General features: G+C 72.3%; 11 protein-coding genes. 6 read left to right on the forward strand and 5 right to left on the reverse strand.

Features of this window, described 5'->3' with window-relative positions:
• The first annotated feature begins 87 nt into the window (after positions 1 to 87).
• Positions 88 to 2,355 carry a bifunctional glycosyltransferase/CDP-glycerol:glycerophosphate glycerophosphotransferase gene (locus tag ACZ6S8_RS15705; protein WP_469455952.1) on the forward strand — a complete coding sequence of 756 codons (2,268 nt, stop codon included), beginning with the start codon at positions 88 to 90 and terminating at the stop codon, positions 2,353 to 2,355.
• 73 nt (positions 2,356 to 2,428) lie between these two features.
• On the opposite strand, the gene ACZ6S8_RS15710 is transcribed toward ACZ6S8_RS15705, so the two are convergent.
• On the reverse strand, positions 2,429 to 3,043 hold the full coding sequence (locus tag ACZ6S8_RS15710) for a TetR/AcrR family transcriptional regulator (RefSeq protein ID WP_469455954.1): 615 nt from the start codon (positions 3,041 to 3,043) through the stop codon (positions 2,429 to 2,431).
• A gap of 135 nt (positions 3,044 to 3,178) precedes the next feature.
• On the opposite strand from ACZ6S8_RS15710, the gene ACZ6S8_RS15715 reads away from it, so the two are divergent.
• Together ACZ6S8_RS15715 and ACZ6S8_RS15720 are read left to right on the forward strand one after the other, a co-directional pair.
• Positions 3,179 to 4,102 carry an ABC transporter permease gene (locus ACZ6S8_RS15715; RefSeq protein WP_469455956.1) on the forward strand — a complete coding sequence of 308 codons (924 nt, stop codon included), beginning with the start codon at positions 3,179 to 3,181 and terminating at the stop codon, positions 4,100 to 4,102.
• Between the two features lie 43 nt (positions 4,103 to 4,145).
• The gene (locus ACZ6S8_RS15720) at positions 4,146 to 4,952 is read left to right on the forward strand and encodes an ABC transporter ATP-binding protein (RefSeq protein ID WP_469456017.1); all 807 of its coding nucleotides are present in this window, start codon (positions 4,146 to 4,148) and stop codon (positions 4,950 to 4,952) included.
• Positions 4,953 to 5,248: 296 nt separating this feature from the next.
• On the opposite strand, the gene ACZ6S8_RS15725 is transcribed toward ACZ6S8_RS15720, so the two are convergent.
• The 3 genes from ACZ6S8_RS15725 to ACZ6S8_RS15735 all read right to left on the reverse strand — a co-directional run bounded on the left by ACZ6S8_RS15725 (position 5,249) and on the right by ACZ6S8_RS15735 (position 11,770).
• Complete coding sequence (locus tag ACZ6S8_RS15725) at positions 5,249 to 10,231, reverse strand: NAD-glutamate dehydrogenase (protein ID WP_469455958.1); 4,983 nt, start codon at positions 10,229 to 10,231, stop codon at positions 5,249 to 5,251.
• 361 nt (positions 10,232 to 10,592) lie between these two features.
• A complete protein-coding gene (locus tag ACZ6S8_RS15730) occupies positions 10,593 to 11,273 on the reverse strand; it encodes an HAD family hydrolase (protein ID WP_469455960.1) in 681 nt (226 codons plus the stop codon).
• Positions 11,270 to 11,770 carry a DUF6912 family protein gene (locus ACZ6S8_RS15735; protein ID WP_469455962.1) on the reverse strand — a complete coding sequence of 167 codons (501 nt, stop codon included), beginning with the start codon at positions 11,768 to 11,770 and terminating at the stop codon, positions 11,270 to 11,272. The genes ACZ6S8_RS15730 and ACZ6S8_RS15735 overlap by 4 nt, the downstream gene beginning before the upstream one ends.
• Before the next feature lie 382 nt (positions 11,771 to 12,152).
• Here ACZ6S8_RS15735 and ACZ6S8_RS15740 point away from each other — a divergent pair, with 382 nt between their 5' ends.
• The gene (locus ACZ6S8_RS15740) at positions 12,153 to 12,608 is read left to right on the forward strand and encodes an Rv3235 family protein (protein ID WP_469455964.1); all 456 of its coding nucleotides are present in this window, start codon (positions 12,153 to 12,155) and stop codon (positions 12,606 to 12,608) included.
• A gap of 76 nt (positions 12,609 to 12,684) precedes the next feature.
• Here ACZ6S8_RS15740 and secA read toward each other — a convergent pair whose 3' ends face one another.
• The gene (gene secA / locus ACZ6S8_RS15745; protein ID WP_469455965.1) at positions 12,685 to 15,480 is read right to left on the reverse strand and encodes a preprotein translocase subunit SecA; all 2,796 of its coding nucleotides are present in this window, start codon (positions 15,478 to 15,480) and stop codon (positions 12,685 to 12,687) included.
• Between the two features lie 228 nt (positions 15,481 to 15,708).
• Here secA and ACZ6S8_RS15750 point away from each other — a divergent pair, with 228 nt between their 5' ends.
• A complete protein-coding gene (locus ACZ6S8_RS15750) occupies positions 15,709 to 16,308 on the forward strand; it encodes a GNAT family N-acetyltransferase (RefSeq protein WP_469455968.1) in 600 nt (199 codons plus the stop codon).
• 11 nt (positions 16,309 to 16,319) lie between these two features.
• On the forward strand, positions 16,320 to 17,498 hold the full coding sequence (locus ACZ6S8_RS15755; protein ID WP_469455970.1) for a winged helix-turn-helix domain-containing protein: 1,179 nt from the start codon (positions 16,320 to 16,322) through the stop codon (positions 17,496 to 17,498).
• Positions 17,499 to 17,526 lie beyond the last annotated feature (28 nt).

Below are 17,526 nucleotides of genomic sequence, written 5' to 3' on the forward strand. Positions count from 1 at the left end.
TAACCCGAATGCCGCACGCCGCGTAACCCGATCGCCACACCGGGGGTTCCTGGGCCATATGCCCGCCCGCAGACCCCTGGATGTGCCGTGCCCCGGTTCAGCGTCATCGTGCCCGCGTACAAGGTCCAGGCGTACCTCCAGGAGAGTCTGGACTCGGTCCTGACCCAGTCGTACCCGGATCTGGAACTGATCGCGGTCGACGACGCCTCCCCGGACGCCTGCGGCTCGATCATCGACGAGTACGCGGCCCGGGACCCCCGGGTCACCGCCGTGCACCTGGCGCACAACCTGGGGCTGGGCCCGGCCCGCAACGCGGGTCTGGCCCGGGCCACCGGCGACTACCTGGTCTTCCTCGACGGCGACGACACCCTCGCCCCGGGCGCCCTGCGGGCCATCGCCGACCGGCTGAAGGCCACCGGCTCCCCCGACGTCCTCGTCTACGACTACGCGCGCACCTTCTGGACGGGCGAGCTGGTCCGCAACCGGCTCTCGGACCGGCTCTCGGAGGAGGGCCCGGCCAGTTTCCGGCTCGCCGACCGCCCGGCCCTGCTCGGCATGCTGATGGTGGTGTGGAACAAGGCGTACCGCCGGGAGTACGCGGAGCGCGAGGGCCTGTCCTTCCCGCCCGGCTTCTACGAGGACACACCCTGGACCTATCCGGCGCTGCTGGCCGCCGAGTCCGTCGCCGTCCTGGACCGGGTCTGCGTGCACTACCGCCAGCGGCGGACCGGCTCGATCCTGACCACGTCCAGCCGCCGCCACCTCGACGTCTTCGACCAGTACGACCGGGTCTTCGGCTACCTCGCCGGCCGCCCCGAGCTGGAGCGCTGGCGTCCCGCCGTGCACCGGCGGATGGCCGAGCACTTCTGCGCCCTGTACGCCGACCCGCGCCGCCTCCCGCGCACGAGCCGCGCCGAGTTCTTCGCCCGAGCCTCGGCCCTGCTGCGCCGCTACCGGGCCCCCGGCGGGGGTGCTCCGGCGTCGCCCCCGTCGCGCACCGACCGGGTCCGGCACTCCCTGATGCGGCTGGGCGCCCGGCGCGCCTACCGGCTGCTGTCGGTGCTCCGCTCGGCGGGACTGGCGGCCCTGCGGGGAGCGGCCGTCCTGGGGCGGGGGCTGCGGGAGTGCGCGCTGCGGCTGCACTACCGGGTGCAGCGGCTGCTGCCGCTCCGGCCGGAGCTCGCGGTCTTCTCCGCGTACTGGCACGGCGGTTACGCCTGCAACCCGGCGGCCGTCGAGGCGAAGCTGCGGGAGCTGGCGCCCCGGATGCGCACGGCGTGGATCTGCGACCCGGCGCACGCCGCCACGCTCCCCCGCGAGACGGTGGCGCTGCGGCCCGGCTCGGCCGCGTACTGGAGCGCCCTGGCCCGGGCCACGTACCTGGTCACCAACGTCAACTTCGACCGCGCCCTGGTCAAGCGGCCCGGCCAGATCCTGGTGCAGACCCAGCACGGCACCCCCCTCAAGCGGGTCGGCCTCGACCTCCAGGACCGGCCGGCGGCCACCCCGACCACGGACTTCGCGGGCCTGCTGCGCGGCGCCGACCAGTGGGACTACCTGCTCTCGGCGAACCGGCACTCGACGCTGGTGTGGGAGAAGGCGGTGCCGTCCTCGTACACGACGCTGGAGTACGGCTACCCGCGCAACGACGTCTTCCACCGGGCGAGCCGGGCGGACGTGCTGGAGCTGCGCGAGCGGCTCGGCATCCCGCCGGGCTCCACGGCCGTCCTGTACGCGCCCACGCACCGCGACTACCGGCGCAGCCGGCCCGACCACCTGGACTTCGAGCGGGTCCTGCGGGACCTCGGCCCGCGCTTCACCCTGCTGGTCCGCACGCACCTGACGTACGCCGGCCGGGGGTGGGCGCCGCAGCCGCACCCGCGGCTGGTCGACGTCTCCGCGTACCCGTCGGTGGAGGAACTCTGCCTGGCGTCGGACGCGTTGGTGACGGACTACTCGTCCCTGATGTTCGACTACGCGGCGCTGGACCGCCCGATCGTGATCCACGCGGACGACTGGGAGGCGTACGAGGCGGCCCGGGGCACCTACTTCGACCTGCGGGCCTGTCCGCCCGGGGCGATCGCCCGCACCGAGGACGAGCTGGTGGACATCTTCGCCACCGGGCACTGGCAGGGCTCGCGCTCCGCGCAGCTGCGGGCGGCGTTCCGCTCGCGGTTCTGCTCGTACGACGACGGCCACGCGGCGGAACGCGTCGTGCGCCGGGTCTTCCTCGGGCAGGCCGTCCCGATTCCGGCGGTCGTCCCGCTGGAGGAGCGCCGTCCGGCACCGGCCGCGCCGTCGGCGGTCCCGGAGCCGACGCTGGCGCACCTGACGGCGGGCCGGATGCCCTTCTGACGGGTGCGGGCTGCCGGGGCCGCCGCGCGGGTCGGGCGCCGGTCCGCCCGGCCCCGGCGCCGGTCCGCCGGGGTCAGGCGGCCCGCAGGCCGGCCACCACCGAGCGGGCCAGGTCGTCCAGGTAGTCCTTCGGGACGGCGTCCCGCACCACCACCTGCCGCCAGTACAGCGGCCCGATCGCCAGGTCCAGCGCCCGGTCCGGGCAGGTCCCGTCGGGCAGCTCTCCGCGCGCGACGGCCTCGGAGACGATCCCCTCGGCCATCCGCCGCTGCCCGTCGAGCAGCGCGCCCCGCACCGCGTCCGCGATCTCGGGGTTGCGCGCCGCCTCGACCAGCAGGTCCGGGATGACCGCGGAGGCCACCGGGTGCCGCAGCACGTGCGTCATGACCTCCAGCAGGGCCCGTACGTCCCCGTACAGGGATCCGGTCGACGGCACCGGCAGGCCGTCCACCGCGAAGGCGCCCACCAGGTCGAGCACGAGGTGCAGCTTCGACTTCCACCGCCGGTAGACGGCGGTCTTGCCGACGCCGGCGCGGCGGGCGATGCCCTCGATGGACATCCGCGCGAAGCCGACGGCGGCGAGTTCCCCGACCACCGCTTCCCGGATCGCCTCGGTCACGTCCTCGCGCAGGACGGCGGCGCCGGCGGGCGGGCGGCGGGCGGGGGTGGCGGCGGGGTCGGAGGTCATGCAGAGAGCATAGCCGCGCACTTCGTCACGACGATACGGTTGCGTCCCGACGTCCGACGCCCTACTGTCGCCGTAGCGACGATACGGACCCGTCCCATCGCTCGCGACGCCCCGACCCCGGCGAAAGCGACCCTTGTGACCACCGCGACCGCACCCTCGACCGCCGCAGCAGCCGCGGCCCGCCCGATCCCGCCGGAACTCACCCGGCTCGCGGCCGAACACGGCCTGACCCTCAGCGGCGCCCGGCCCACCCTTCCCCGGTACCTCGCGCAGCTGTGGGGCCGGCGCCACTTCGTGACCACGTACGCGACGTCCCGCATGCAGGCGCAGTACAGCACCGCGAAGCTCGGCCAGGTCTGGCACCTGGTGACCCCGCTGCTCAACGCGGCGGTCTACTACTTCATCTTCGGCGTCGTCATGCGCGCCAGCCACCACGTGCCCGACTACGTGCCGTTCCTGATCACGGGCGTCTTCGTGTGGGACTTCATCGGCAGCTCCGTCAACGCCGGAACCCGGGCCGTCCACAGCAACCGCGGCCTGGTCCGCGCCCTGCACTTCCCGCGCGCCAGCCTGCCCATCTCCACCGTCGTCCAGCTCTTCCAGCAGCTGCTCGTCAGCATGGTCGCCCTGGTCATCCTGCTGCTGGCCTTCGGCCAGACGCCCGCGCCCTCCTGGTTCCTGGTCGCCCCGGTCCTGGTGCTGATGGCCCTCTTCGCGGCCGGCTGCGCCATGGTCATGGCCCGCATCGGCAGCAAGAACCCCGACGTCAGCCAGCTGATGCCGTTCGTCCTGCGCACCTGGATGTACTCCTCGGGCGTCATGTGGTCCATCGACCAGATGCTCAAGACCGACCAGCTCCCCCACTGGGTGTCGACGGCGCTGAAGCTCAACCCGGCGGCCGTCTACATCGACCTGATGCGCTTCGCGCTGATCGACAGCTTCTCCGCCCACTCGCTGCCGCACCACGTGTGGCCGGTGGCCATCGGCTGGGCGCTGCTCGCCGGCATCGGCGGATTCATCTACTTCTGGAAGGCCGAGGAGGAGTACGGACGTGGCTGACACCTCGACGACCCCGACGACCCTGACGACCCCGACGAGCTCGATCACTTCGACGGGCACCCGGCCCGCGCCCGCACCGGCGGCCCCCGGGGCCCGCGTGCCCACCGTCATCGCCCACGACGTGCACGTGGTCTACCGGGTCCAGGGCAGCGGCGGCCGCAAGGGCGGCGCCACCGCCGCCCTGAGCCGGGTCTTCTCCCGCAAGCAGGCCCCCGCCGCGCGCGAGGTGCACGCGGTGCGGGGCGTCGGCTTCACCGCGTACAAGGGCGAGGCCATCGGCCTGATCGGCTCCAACGGCTCGGGCAAGTCCACCCTGCTGGCCGCCATCGCCGGCCTCCAGCCGGTCGCCGCGGGCGCGATCTACTCGCACGGCCAGCCCTCCCTGCTCGGCGTGAACGCCGCGCTGATGAACGACCTGACGGGCGAGCGGAACGTGGTCCTCGGCGGGCTCGCCATGGGCATGAGCCGCGAACAGATCAAGGAGCGGTACCAGAGCATCGTGGACTTCTCCGGCATCAACGAGAAGGGCGACTTCATCTCCCTGCCCATGCGGACCTACTCCTCGGGCATGGGCGCCCGGCTGCGGTTCTCCATCGCCGCCGCCAAGGACCACGACGTGCTGATGATCGACGAGGCCCTGGCCACCGGCGACGCGGCCTTCCAGCGCCGCAGCCAGGCCCGCATCGAGGAACTGCGCGAGCACGCGGGCACGGTCTTCCTGGTCAGCCACGGCATCAACACGGTCCGCGAGACGTGCGACCGCGCGATCTGGCTGGAATCCGGAGTCCTGCGCATGGACGGCCCGTCCGCCGAAGTCTGCGCCGCCTACGAACGCTTCACCCGCTCCTGACCCCACCCCACCCGACCCCACCCCACCCCCGTCGGCCTTTGAGGCGCACCACCCCACCCCAGCCCCGCCGGCGCATGAGGCACCCCACCCCACCCCCGCCGGCCCATGAGCACCCCACCCCAGCCCCGCCGGCGTTTGAGGCGCGGGGGTCCGGGGGCGGAGCCCCCGCGGCCGCCGCCCGGCCGGACGGGACGCACAGGACGTACGCGGAACGGGCCGGGCCCGGGACCACTCAGGTCCCGGGCCCGGCCCGTTCCGCACCACGGCCGATCGGCAGCGCCGATCGGCCGCACCGCTCAGCTGTGCACGCGCAGCAGCGACCGCATCGTCCGCATCGCCACCGACAGGTTCGCCAGGTCGAAGTCGTCCGAGCCCCGGATCTCGTCCAGGGTCGTCCGGGCCCGCGAGATGATCGCCGCGTTCTTCTCCTCCCACGCCTTGAAGCGCTCCTCGGGAGTCGAGGTGCCGTTGCCCACGGACAGCACGTCGGCCGTCAGGGCCGCGTGCGCCGCGAACAGGTCCTCACGGATGGACGCGCGGGCCATCGACTGCCAGCGGTCGGACCGCGGCAGTTCGATGATGCGGTCCATCAGCTGGGTGATCTCCAGGCGGTCGGCGAGGTCGTAGTAGACCTCGGCGACGTCCAGCGGGGTCACGCCCGTGCGGTCGGCGATCGCGACGATGTCGAGCGTCGGGAAGGCCGAGGAGAAGCCGGCGACCTTGGCCGCCAGTTCCTCCGGCACGCCCTCGCCGATCAGCTCGTCCGTGATCGACTGGTACCACTCCAGGTCGGCGCCGCGCACCAGCTTCGGCACCTCGTCCCAGACGCTCCCGACCCGGTCGCCGAAGAACTCGATGGTCTCGGTGATCTCCAGCGGCTGCGGCCGGTTGTTGAGCAGCCAGCGGGTGCCGCGCTCCACCAGGCGCCGCGAGTGCAGCCGGATCCGGGTCTGGACACTGGCCGCGACCTTGTTGTCCAGCGCCTCGACCGCTTCCCAGACCGCGGCCAGACCGAAGATCTCGCGCGCGGCGAGCTGTGCCCGCACGATCTCCTCCGTGGAGGCCCCGGTCTCCTCGCGGAGGCGGTGCAGGAAGGTCGAACCACCCGTGTTGACGGTGTCGTTGACCAGGATCGTGGTGATGATCTCCCGGCGCAGCGCGTGCGCGTCGATCTGCTCGGGGAACTTCTCGCGCAGCGCGCTCGGGAAGTACGCGTAGAGCAGCCGGCGCAGGTACGCGTCGTCCGGCAGCCCGGTGGCGATCAGCTCGTCCGCCGTCGTGATCTTGGTGTACGCGAAGAGGACGGCGAGCTCCGGCTGGGTCAGGCCCCTGCCGTTGCCCAGCAGCTCGCGGATCTGCCGGTCGGTCGGCAGGAACTCCAGCTCGCGGTTGAGCAGTCCGGCCCCCTCCAGGCGGCGCATGAAGCGCTGCTGCGCGTGGAGCAGGCTGGGGGCCTGGGCCGCGCCGTTGGAGAGCGCCACGTTCTGCGCGTAGTTGTTGCGCAGGACGAGGTGGCCGACCTCGTCGGTCATCTCGGCGAGCAGCTTGTTGCGCTGCTTGACGGTCATGTCCCCGTCCGTGACCACCGCGTTCAGCAGGATCTTGATGTTCACCTCGTGGTCGGAGGTGTCCACGCCCGCGCTGTTGTCGATGGCGTCGGTGTTGATCTTGCCGCCTTCGCCGCCCGCGCCGGTCCGGGCGAACTCGATGCGGCCGAGCTGGGTCAGACCGAGGTTGCCGCCCTCGCCGATGACCCGGGCCCGCACGTCGGAGCCGTTGACGCGGATGGCGTCGTTGGCCTTGTCGCCGACGTCCGCGTGCGTCTCGGACGTCGCCTTGACGTACGTGCCGATGCCGCCGTTCCACAGCAGGTCCACCGGGGACTGGAGGATCGCCTTCATCAGGTCGGCCGGCGTCATCTTCGTGACGCCCGCCTCGATCCCGAGGGCCGCGCGGACCTGCGCGTTGACCGGGATGGCCTTCGCCGTGCGCGGGTGGACGCCGCCGCCCGCCGAGAGCAGCGCGGTGTCGTAGTCGGCCCACGAGGAGCGCGGCAGGTCGAAGAGCCGGCGCCGCTCGGCGTAGGAGGTCGCCGCGTCCGGGTTCGGGTCGATGAAGATGTGCCGGTGGTCGAAGGCGGCGATCAGGCGGATGTGCTCGGACAACAGCATGCCGTTGCCGAAGACGTCGCCGGACATGTCGCCGACGCCGACGACGGTGAAGTCCTCGGTCTGGGTGTCGTGGCCCAGCTCGCGGAAGTGCCGCTTGACGGACTCCCAGGCGCCGCGGGCGGTGATGCCCATGCCCTTGTGGTCGTAGCCCGCCGAGCCGCCCGACGCGAAGGCGTCGCCGAGCCAGAAGCCGTAGGCCTCGGCGACCCCGTTGGCGATGTCGGAGAAGGTGGCGGTGCCCTTGTCCGCGGCGACGACGAGGTAGGTGTCGTCCTCGTCGTGGCGGACCACGCCGAGGGGCGGCACGACCTCGCCGGCCACCATGTTGTCGGTGATGTCGAGCAGCGCCGAGATGAAGATCTTGTACGAGGCGATGCCCTCGGCGAGCCAGGCGTCGCGGTCGACCGACGGGTCGGGCAGGTTCTTCGCGACGAAGCCGCCCTTGGCGCCGACCGGCACGATGACGGTGTTCTTGACCATCTGCGCCTTGACCAGGCCGAGGATCTCCGTACGGAAGTCCTCGCGCCGGTCGGACCAGCGCAGGCCGCCGCGGGCGACCTTGCCGAAGCGCAGGTGGACGCCCTCGACGCGCGGGGAGTACACCCAGATCTCGAAGGCGGGGCGGGGCGCCGGCAGGTCGGGGATGGCCTGCGGGTCGAACTTCATCGACACGTAGCTGTGCTGCTCGCCCGCGTCGGTGAGCTGGAAGAAGTTCGTCCGCAGCGTCGCCTTGATCAGCGTGAGGAACGCGCGCAGGATGCGGTCCTCGTCGAGCGAGGCGACCTGGTCCAGGGCCCCGTCCAGCTCCTCCAGCATGGCGTCCACGAGCTCGCTGCCGGCGGTCTGCCGGGCCGGGGACATCCGGGCCTCGAAGAGGGAGACCAGCAGCCGGGTGGTGTGGACGTTGTTGCGGAGGGTGTCCTCCATGTAGTCCTGGCTGAAGGTGGAGCCGGCCTGGCGCAGGTACTTGGCGTACGCGCGCAGCACGACGGCCTGCCGCCAGGTCAGGCCGGCGCCGAGCACCAGGGTGTTGAAGTTGTCGTTCTCCGCGTCGCCCTGCCAGACCGCGGCGAACGCGTCCTGGAACCGCTCGCGGGCGTCGTCGGCGAGGTAGCCGGAGCCGCCGGCGTGGTCGCCGTTGCCGCCGGAGACGGGCATCCGCAGGCCGAAGTCGTAGATCCAGGCGCTGACCCGGTCCGAGCGGCGCAGCTCGTACGGCCGCTCGTCGGTGACCTCGACGCCCAGGCGCTGCAGGACGGGCAGGACCGCGGACAGCGAGACCTGCTCACCGGTGCGGTAGATCTTGAACCGGCGCTCGCCGGGGCCCGCGCCGACCGGCTCGTACAGCGAGAGCGCGAACTCGCGGTCGCTGGCGGAGAGCCGCTCCAGGTGGCAGAGGTCGGCGACGGCCGCGCGCGGCGAGTGGTCGGCCTTGTAGCCCTCGGGGAACGTGGTGCCGTAGCGGCGCAGCAGCTCGGCGGCGCGCTCCTCGCCCAGCTCGGCGACCAGGGCCTCGGCGAAGCCGTCGGCCCAGGAGCGGGCGGCGTCGACGAGCCGGCCCTCGATGCGCTCGACGTCGGCGTCGGTCAGGACGGGCAGTTCCTTGCCCTGGGGGACGCGGACGACGAAGTGGATGCGGGAGAGGATCGACTCGGTGTTCCAGGCGGTGAAGTCGACGCTGGTGCCGTCGAGCTCCTCCTTCAGGATGTCCATCAGCCGCAGCCGGACGCCGGTGGTGAAGCGGTCGCGCGGCAGGTAGACCAGCGCGGAGTAGTAGCGCCCGTACTCGTCCTGGCGCAGGTAGAGCCGCAGCCGGCGGCGTTCCTGGAGGTACAGGACGGAGGTGACGATGCCGCGGAGCTGGTCGACGGGGGTCTGGAACAGCTCGTCGCGCGGGTAGGTCTCCAGGATCTGGAGCAGGTCGCGGCCGTCGTGGCTGCTCGGCGCGAAGCCGGCGCCCTCCAGCACCTCGGCGACCTTGCGGCGCACGACCGGCACCCGGCGCACCGACTCGGTGTAGGCGGCGGAGGAGAACAGGCCGAGGAACCGGCGCTCGCCCACGACGTTGCCGTCGGCGTCGAACTTCTTGACGCCCACGTAGTCGAGGTACGAGGGGCGGTGCACGGTGGAGCGGCTGTTGGCCTTGGTCAGCACCAGCAGGCGGTGCTCGCGGGCCTTGGCGCGGGCGTCGGCCGGCAGCCGGTTGAAGGACGGCGAGACGGGGTGGCCGTCCTCCTTGCCGCTGTGCAGCGGGTCGGAGCGCAGGATGCCGAGGCCGGTGCCGGGCACGGCGGTCAGGGCGTCCCCGTCGACGAGGTTGTACTCGCGGTAGCCGAGGAAGGTGAAGTGGTCGTCGGCGAGCCAGCGCAGCAGCTCGCGGGCCTCTTCGAGCTCGTACTCGCGCAGGTCGGGCGCGGTGGGCTCGTTCGGCAGCTCTTCGGCGATGCGCATCGCCGCGTCGCGCATCTTCTCCCAGTCCTCGACGGACTCGCGTACGTCGGACAGGACGCGCAGCAGGTCGGCGGTCATCTGCTTGAGGTCGGCGCGGTCGGTCTCGCGGTCGATCTCGACGTGGATCCAGGACTCGACGAGGGAGTCGTGGGGGCGCTGGGTGCGCGGACCGTGGGCGTCGCAGTCGGGGCCGAGGATCTCGATCAGCTTGCCGGTGACGTCACGGCGGACGACGACCTGCGGGTGGATCACGACGTGGATGCCGCGGCCCTGGCGGGACAGCTCGTTGGTCACGGAGTCCACGAGGAACGGCATGTCGTCGGTGACGACCTCGACGACCGAGTGGCTGGAGGTCCAGCCGTTCTCCTCGACCGTGGGGGTCTGCACGCGCACGTTCGCGGTGCCCTGTGGCCGGTTCTCGGCGAGCCGGTAGTGCGAGAGCGCCGCCCCGAACACGTCGACCGGATCCCGGTCCAGCAGATCCTCTGGGGCGGTGTGCAGGTAGTAGCGCTGGAGGTAGGAAAGAACGGTGTCCCGGTGCGGACGCCCTCCCTTGTCTGACCCAGTCGGAAGTAGCCCCCCGGCCGGGCTGTTCTCAGCTACCCGGGCCGCCCTCGTGAGCAGCTCGGCCTTTGCTTCGTCCAGCTTGGTCTGCATGTCCTCTGGCTCCTGTCGCGCGCCATTGCGTGACGTAGGTGAAGGAAGGAACGGCACAGCGCCGCGGTGAGGCGGGATGTCCGTCCGTAATCGGGATCGACGCTATGTCGTCGAGAAAGCCGACCGGGAGGGTTTCGGCCATGATCGCCGAGTTCCGGTGGCGGGGACCAGCGATGGCCCGGGCACCGAAGTGCGCCGGGCTGGGTCCGGGGGCATCGGTGCCCCCGAGGACTATCGCGCTGATCACGGGTCAAGGCTATCCCCACCCACCCCCGGCCCGTCATGAGCTGTATGTGTACAAATCCGGGGGTGGAACTTTGACACTCTGGACAGCGACGCGGCGGGCCCGGCGTGCACGGCGCTATTCGGCCAGCTCGCGAGCTGTCCGTACGGCTTCGGCCAGCGTGTCCACGACGGGCACACCGGCTGATTCCAGACTGCTGCGGCTGTGCGAACCGCCCGTGTAGAGCACGGCCCGGGCCCCGACGTGAGCGGCGGCGAGGGCGTCGTCCACGGCGTCTCCGATGAGGACCGTACGGTCCGCCGTCACGCCCGTCCCCTCCAGGGCGGCCAGGTGGCGTACGAGATGTCCTGCCTTGCTGGTGTGGGAGGGGCCGATCCGGCCGTCGACCCGCAGGAAGTGCCGCTCGATGCCGTGGAAGCGGACCAGCGGCACCAGCTTCTCGTGGGGCGCCAGGGACAGCAGGGACTGCGTGAGCCCGTCGCGCTGCCACCCCTGGAGCAGCTCCAGGGCCCCGTCGGTCAGCCCGGCGTCATGGGCCTCGGCCCAGTAGTGCCGGTGGAAGGTGTCGTCCATGACGAGCCACTCCGCCTCGGTGGGCAGCCGCCCCATGAGGCGCTCGTAGAACTTCGGCACGGGGACGACGTACAGGTCGCGGTAGGTCGCCAGGGTGATCGCCGGGAAGCCGAGCTCGGCGAAGGACGCGTTCGTCGCGGCTATGACGGCGTCGATGTCGTGGAGCAGCGTGCCGTTCCAGTCCCAGACGATGTGGGTCGGGTGGTGCGGGGCGGCGGTGCTCACTTCAGCAGCCCCGGGATCTCCTGGACGCCGAACCACAGCAGCTCGTGGTCCTCGGCGCCGTCGACGGCGGACTGCGCGCCGCGGTCCCCGCCGTCGGCGGCCGCGAGGGCCTCGGCGGCCGCGGCGACGGCTTCCCGGGCGTCGTCGGCGTCGAGGTGCACGGCGGCGGCCAGGGTGAGCCGGGCGGCGTCGGCGAGGGCGACCCGGCCGAGCGCGGCCTCGTCCTCGCCGGGGGCCTCCGCGGCGGCCCGGTCGGCGACGTCGAGGGCGATCACGACGCGGGTGCGCGGCGCGGCGGCGTCCTCGGCCAGCATCCGGAGGGAGGCGGCGGCGGCCCGGCCGAGGGCCGCGTACTCCAGCTCCTCCTCGTCGTCCGACGCGTACCACTCGCGCAGCCCGGGGGTGACGGCGTACGCACGCAGCGGGGCGGGGCCCAGCTCACCCGCCTGGTGCGCCGCGGCGAGCCCGGGGAGGGTCAGGGGGACGTACACGCGCATGGCCGGCTGCTTTCGGTAGTCGGAAACGCCCCCAGGATACGACCGGCCCCCTTCCCCCCGCCCGCCCCCTCGCGCGAACCCCCGGCGCGGCCCGCCCGCCGCGGCCCGGCCGGCCCGGGGGTCCGGCCGAGTGACGGCCGCCGTCCCCCATCGGGGTGCCGGGCCGGGCTCCGGCGGCGTCCACCGCCGTACGCGTCCGTGCGCCGCGGGGGCCGCCGGCGGGGCCCGGCGGCGCTTCGGCGCACTCGGATAGGTGAACCCGCGGGCGCTCCGCGGCGGGCCGCGGGGCGGTTGCGGAGCGTGTTCGGCCGCCCGTAGAAGGTCCCCATCAAGTTACCGCCCGGTACCGCTCCGGGCCCGGCCCGTACGGGGGCAGATCGCGATGGACACCACGACGCGCGGCACGACGATCGGCGGCGAGGGGAGCCGGCGGCGGCCGGCCGCCGGCCCGGGCCGGACCCGCCCGGCCGGACGGCGGGACACGCGCCGCCCGGCGGGCGGACCTCCACAGGCCCTGCGGCTGGGCCCCCACCACTGGTTCGCGGAACGCCTGCTGGCGGTGGTCAGCGGCCGCCGCCCGGTCCACTCGCTCCTCGGCCACACCGTCGGCCCGGCGTACCAGCAGCTCGTCGGCCTCGCCCCCGACGGGCCCCTGCGGGACCGGCTCCGCCCCGTCATCCGCCAGTGCGGCCGCTTCACCCCCGGCCCGGGCGTCATCGAGGCCTTCGCCCGCATCGCCACCGGCGACCGGGTGACGGCCATGGCCTTCCGCCTCGAACAGGGCCCGGACCTGCGCTGGCGCTGCGCGGCCGTCGAGATGCAGGCCCCCCGCCCGTGACCCGGCCCCACGACGCGGCCGGGGCCGGACACCACCCACGGTGTCCGGCCCCGGCCTGCGCCCTACCCCTGCGGGGTCACTTCTTGCGGCGACGCCCGCCGGAAGCCTTCTGCGCCTTGCGCCGCTCCGCCCGCGTCATCCCGTCGCCGGAACCGTCGGCGTCGCTCTCGAAGTCGCCCTCGATCACACCGCCCTCGCCGTCCACGGTCGGCGCCGAGAAGTGCAGCCGGTCCGGACGCTGCGGGGCCTCCAGCCCCTTCGCCCGGATCTCCGGGCGGGCCGGGGCCGCGTCCTTGGTCAGCGAAGGCGCCGCGTCCTGCACCGGGACCTCCTCGACCTGCTGCTCGACCTGGACCTCCAGGTTGAACAGGTAGCCGACGGACTCCTCCTTGATGCCGTCCTGCATGGCGTTGAACATGTCGAAGCCCTCGCGCTGGTACTCGACCAGCGGGTCCTTCTGGGCCATCGCCCGCAGGCCGATGCCCTCCTGCAGGTAGTCCATCTCGTACAGGTGCTCGCGCCACTTGCGGTCCAGCACCGACAGCACCACGCGCCGCTCCAGCTCGCGCATGATGTCGGAGCCGAGCGTCTTCTCGCGCGTCTCGTACTGCTCGTGGATGTCGTCCTTGACGGACTCCGCGATGAACTCGGCGGTGATGCCCGCGCGGTCGCCCGCGGCCTCCTCCAGCTCGTCCACCGTGACCTTGATCGGGTAGAGCTGCTTGAAGGCGCCCCACAGCCGGTCGAGGTCCCACTCCTCGGCGAAGCCCTCGACCGTCTCGGCCGCGATGTACGCGTCGATGGTGTCGTCCATCATGAAGCGCACCTGGTCCTGCAGGTCCTCGCCCTCCAGGACCCGACGGCGCTCCCGGTAGATGACCTCGCGCTGGCTGTTGAGGACCTCGTCGTACTTCAGGACGTTCTTGCGCGTCTCGAAGTTCTGGGTCTCGACCTGCGACTGGGCCGACGCGATCGCCCGCGTCACCATCTTGTTCTCGATCGGCACGTCGTCCGGCACGTTGGCCATCGCCATGACCCGCTCGACCATCTGTGCCTTGAACAGGCGCATCAGGTCGTCACCGAGCGACAGGTAGAACCGGGACTCGCCCGGGTCGCCCTGACGGCCGGAGCGGCCGCGCAGCTGGTTGTCGATGCGGCGCGACTCGTGGCGCTCGGTGCCCAGCACGTACAGGCCGCCGAGGTCCTTGACCTCTTCGAACTCGGCCTTCACGGCCGCCTCGGCCCTGGTGAGCGCCTCGGGAAGGGCGTGCGCCCACTCCTCGATGTGCTCCTCCGGGTCCAGGCCGCGCTGGCGCAGCTCGGCCTCGGCCAGGTCGTCCGGGTTGCCGCCGAGCTTGATGTCGGTACCGCGGCCGGCCATGTTGGTCGCGACGGTGACGGCGCCCCTGCGGCCGGCCTGGGCGACGATCGTCGCCTCCCGGTCGTGCTGCTTGGCGTTGAGCACCTCGTGCGGGACGCCGCGCTTGGAGAGCTGCTGGGAGAGGTACTCGGACTTCTCGACCGACGTCGTACCGACGAGGATCGGCTGGCCCTTCTCGTGCTTCTCCGCGATGTCGTCGACGACCGCGGCGAACTTCGCGACCTCGGTCCGGTAGATCAGGTCCGGCTGGTCCTTGCGGACCATGTCCCGGTTGGTCGGGATCGGGACGACGCCGAGCTTGTAGATCTGCTGGAACTCGGCGGCCTCGGTCATGGCCGTACCGGTCATGCCCGACAGCTTCGAGTACAGGCGGAAGAAGTTCTGCAGGGTGATCGTGGCGAGGGTCTGGTTCTCGTCCTTGATGTCCACCCCTTCCTTCGCCTCGATCGCCTGGTGCATGCCCTCGTTGTAGCGGCGGCCGGCCAGGATGCGGCCGGTGTGCTCGTCGACGATCATGACTTCGCCGTCGATGACGACGTAGTCCTTGTCGGCCTTGAACAACTCCTTGGCCTTGATCGCGTTGTTCAGGTAACCGACGAGCGGGGTGTTGACCGACTCGTAGAGGTTCTCGATGCCGAGCCAGTCCTCGACCTTCGCGACACCGGTCTCGTGGATGGCGACGGTGCGCTTCTTCTCGTCGACCTCGTAGTCGCCGGTCTCCTCGATGCCCTTCAGCGGCTGGCCGGCCTCGCCCTTCTTCAGGCGGGTCACCAGCTTCGCGAAGTCGCCGTACCACTTGGTGGCCTGGTCGGCCGGGCCGGAGATGATCAGCGGGGTACGGGCCTCGTCGACGAGGATCGAGTCGACCTCGTCGACCACGGCGAAGTTGTGGCCGCGCTGGACGAGCTCGTCCTGGGACCACGCCATGTTGTCGCGCAGGTAGTCGAAGCCGAACTCGTTGTTCGTGCCGTAGGTGATGTCGCAGCCGTACTGCTCGCGGCGCTGCGCCGGCGACATGTTCGCCAGGATGCAGCCGACCTCCAGGCCGAGGAACTTGTGGACCCGGCCCATCATCTCGGAGTCGCGCTCGGCGAGGTAGTCGTTCACCGTGATCAGGTGGACGCCTTCGCCGGACAGGGCGTTCAGGTACGCGGGCAGCGTACCGACGAGGGTCTTGCCCTCACCGGTCTTCATCTCGGCCACGTAGCCGAGGTGCAGCGCCGCGCCGCCCATCATCTGGACGTCGTAGTGCCGCTGGCCGAGGACGCGCTTGGCCGCCTCGCGGACGGTGGCGAACGCCTCCGGAAGGAGGTCGTCCAGGCTCTCGCCGTCCTGGAAGCGCTGCTTGTACTCGTCCGTGAGCGCCCGCAACTCGGCGTCGGAGAGGTTGACGAAGTCCTCTTCGATGGAGTTGACCTGGTCCGCGATGCGGTGCAGTTTGCGCAGGATCTTGCCTTCGCCTGCACGCATGAGCTTGTTGAAGACGGACACCGAGGTTTGTCTCCTTGCCGGTCGGGCCTGGGCACTGTACGTACACGGGCACGGCAGGTGGGCCCCACCGCAACGGCCATCGTAAGCGAGGACGTGGTCGCGTCGGGAGGTCCGCCGTGTCCGCAGGGCACGGGTGCCCGGAATGAGAACGTACGGGGGACGCCCAAGGTGCCGCCCTTCCGCGAAATCGGTTCGCCCCCGGCGCCGCCGCGGCACCAGAATCGGTTCATGGAGCCCACCACACTCAGCACCGACCGCCTCGACCTGCGGCCCTTCGTCCCGGCGGACGAGGACGAGCTGTACGCCGTCGCCCAGGACCCGGACATCCAGCGCTGGACCATGGTCCCCTCCCCCTACGAGCGGACGCACGCGCACCACTTCGTGAACGAGACGGTCCCCGCCGGCTGGCGCGAGGACACCGGCTACAGCTTCGCCGTCCGCCTCGGCCCCGGCGGCCCGCTCGTCGCGGCGATCGGCGTGCACGTCCGCCCGCCGGACGGGTACGAGATCGGCTTCTGGGCGGCCAAGGAGCACCGCGGCCGCGGCTACATGACCGAGGCGGTCGACGCGGTCGCCCGCTGGGCCTTCACCGTGCTGGACGCGCCGCGCCTGGAGTGGCGCGCCGAGGTGGGCAACGCGGGCTCCCTCGCCGTCGCCCGCAAGGCCGGCTTCCGGATCGAGGGCACCCTCCGGGCGGGCCACCTCCACAAGGGCACCGCGCGCGACTGCTGGATCGGCGGCCTCCTCCCCGGCGACCTGGGCCTCCCCTCCGCCCTGCCGTACCTCCCCGCCCCCGCGCACGAGCCCGCTGTCGGTGGCACCCCCTAGGCTGGCCGACCATGACGAGCCTGCCGCCGCCGACCGTGTCCCTGTCCGCCGACGAGGCCCGCCGCATCGCCCTGCGCGCGCAGGGGTTCCTCGGGGCGCCCGACCGGCGCGGGGGTGTCCGCGGGGTGCTGCGCCACCTCGGCGCCGTACAGCTCGACACCATCTCGGTGCTGGCCCGCTCGCACGAGCTGATCCCGTACGCGCGCCTCGGCGCGGTGGGCCGCGGCGCGGTGGAGGCGGCGTACTGGACGGACCGGCACGCCTTCGAGTACTGGTCGCACGCGGCCTGCATCCTGCCCATCGAGGAATGGCCGCATTTCGCCTTCCGGCGCCGGTCCCGCCGGGCCCGCGGCCACCGCTGGCACGTCCTGGCCGACAAGGAGCGCTCGACGAAGGCCGTCCTGGACCGCCTCGCCGCCGACGGCCCGCTGACCTCCACCGAGCTGGGCGGCGCCAAGAAGGGCGGCGAGTGGTTCGAATGGTCCGAGACCAAGATCGCGGTGGAGTGGCTGCTCGACACCGGCGAGGTGGTGTGCGGCGAGCGGCGCGGCTGGAAGCGCGTGTACGACCTGCCCGAGCGGGCCGTCCCCGACGCGCTGCTCCACGACGACCTGGACGACACCACCTGCATCGCCCGGCTCGTCGCCCTGGCCGGGCAGTCCCTGGGCGTCGGCACCCGCGCCGACATCGCGGACTACCACCGCCTCAAGGGCGAGCAGGTGGACGCGGTCATCGCCGACTCCGGGCTGGTCCCGGTGCAGGTCGAGGGCTGGGCCAAGGCCGCCTGGGCCGACCCGGCGGCGCTCGCGACGGCCCCCCGGGGCCGCCACCGCACGACGCTGCTGTCGCCCTTCGACTCCCTGGTGTGGGACCGGCCGCGCACGGAGCGGATCTTCGGCTTCACCCACCGCCTGGAGGCGTACGTCCCCAGGCCGAAGCGGATCCACGGGTACTTCGCGATGCCGCTGCTGGCGGGCGGGCACCTGCGGGGCCGCGTCGACCCGGCCCGCGAGGGCCGCACCCTGGTCGCCCGCCAGCTCTCGCTGGAGACGCCCGCGGCAGCCGGCGCGATGGCCGAGGCCCTGTGGGAGGCGGCCCGCTGGGTGGGGTGCGAGGAGGTGCGCGTCGAGCGCGCACAGAGCCCCGGGGAGGCGGCGGCCGTCACGGCGGAACTCGCCCTGCGCGCCTAGCCGTTGACGGCGGGGCCCGGACGGGTCC

Source organism: Streptomyces sp. NPDC048461, assembly GCF_055587105.1.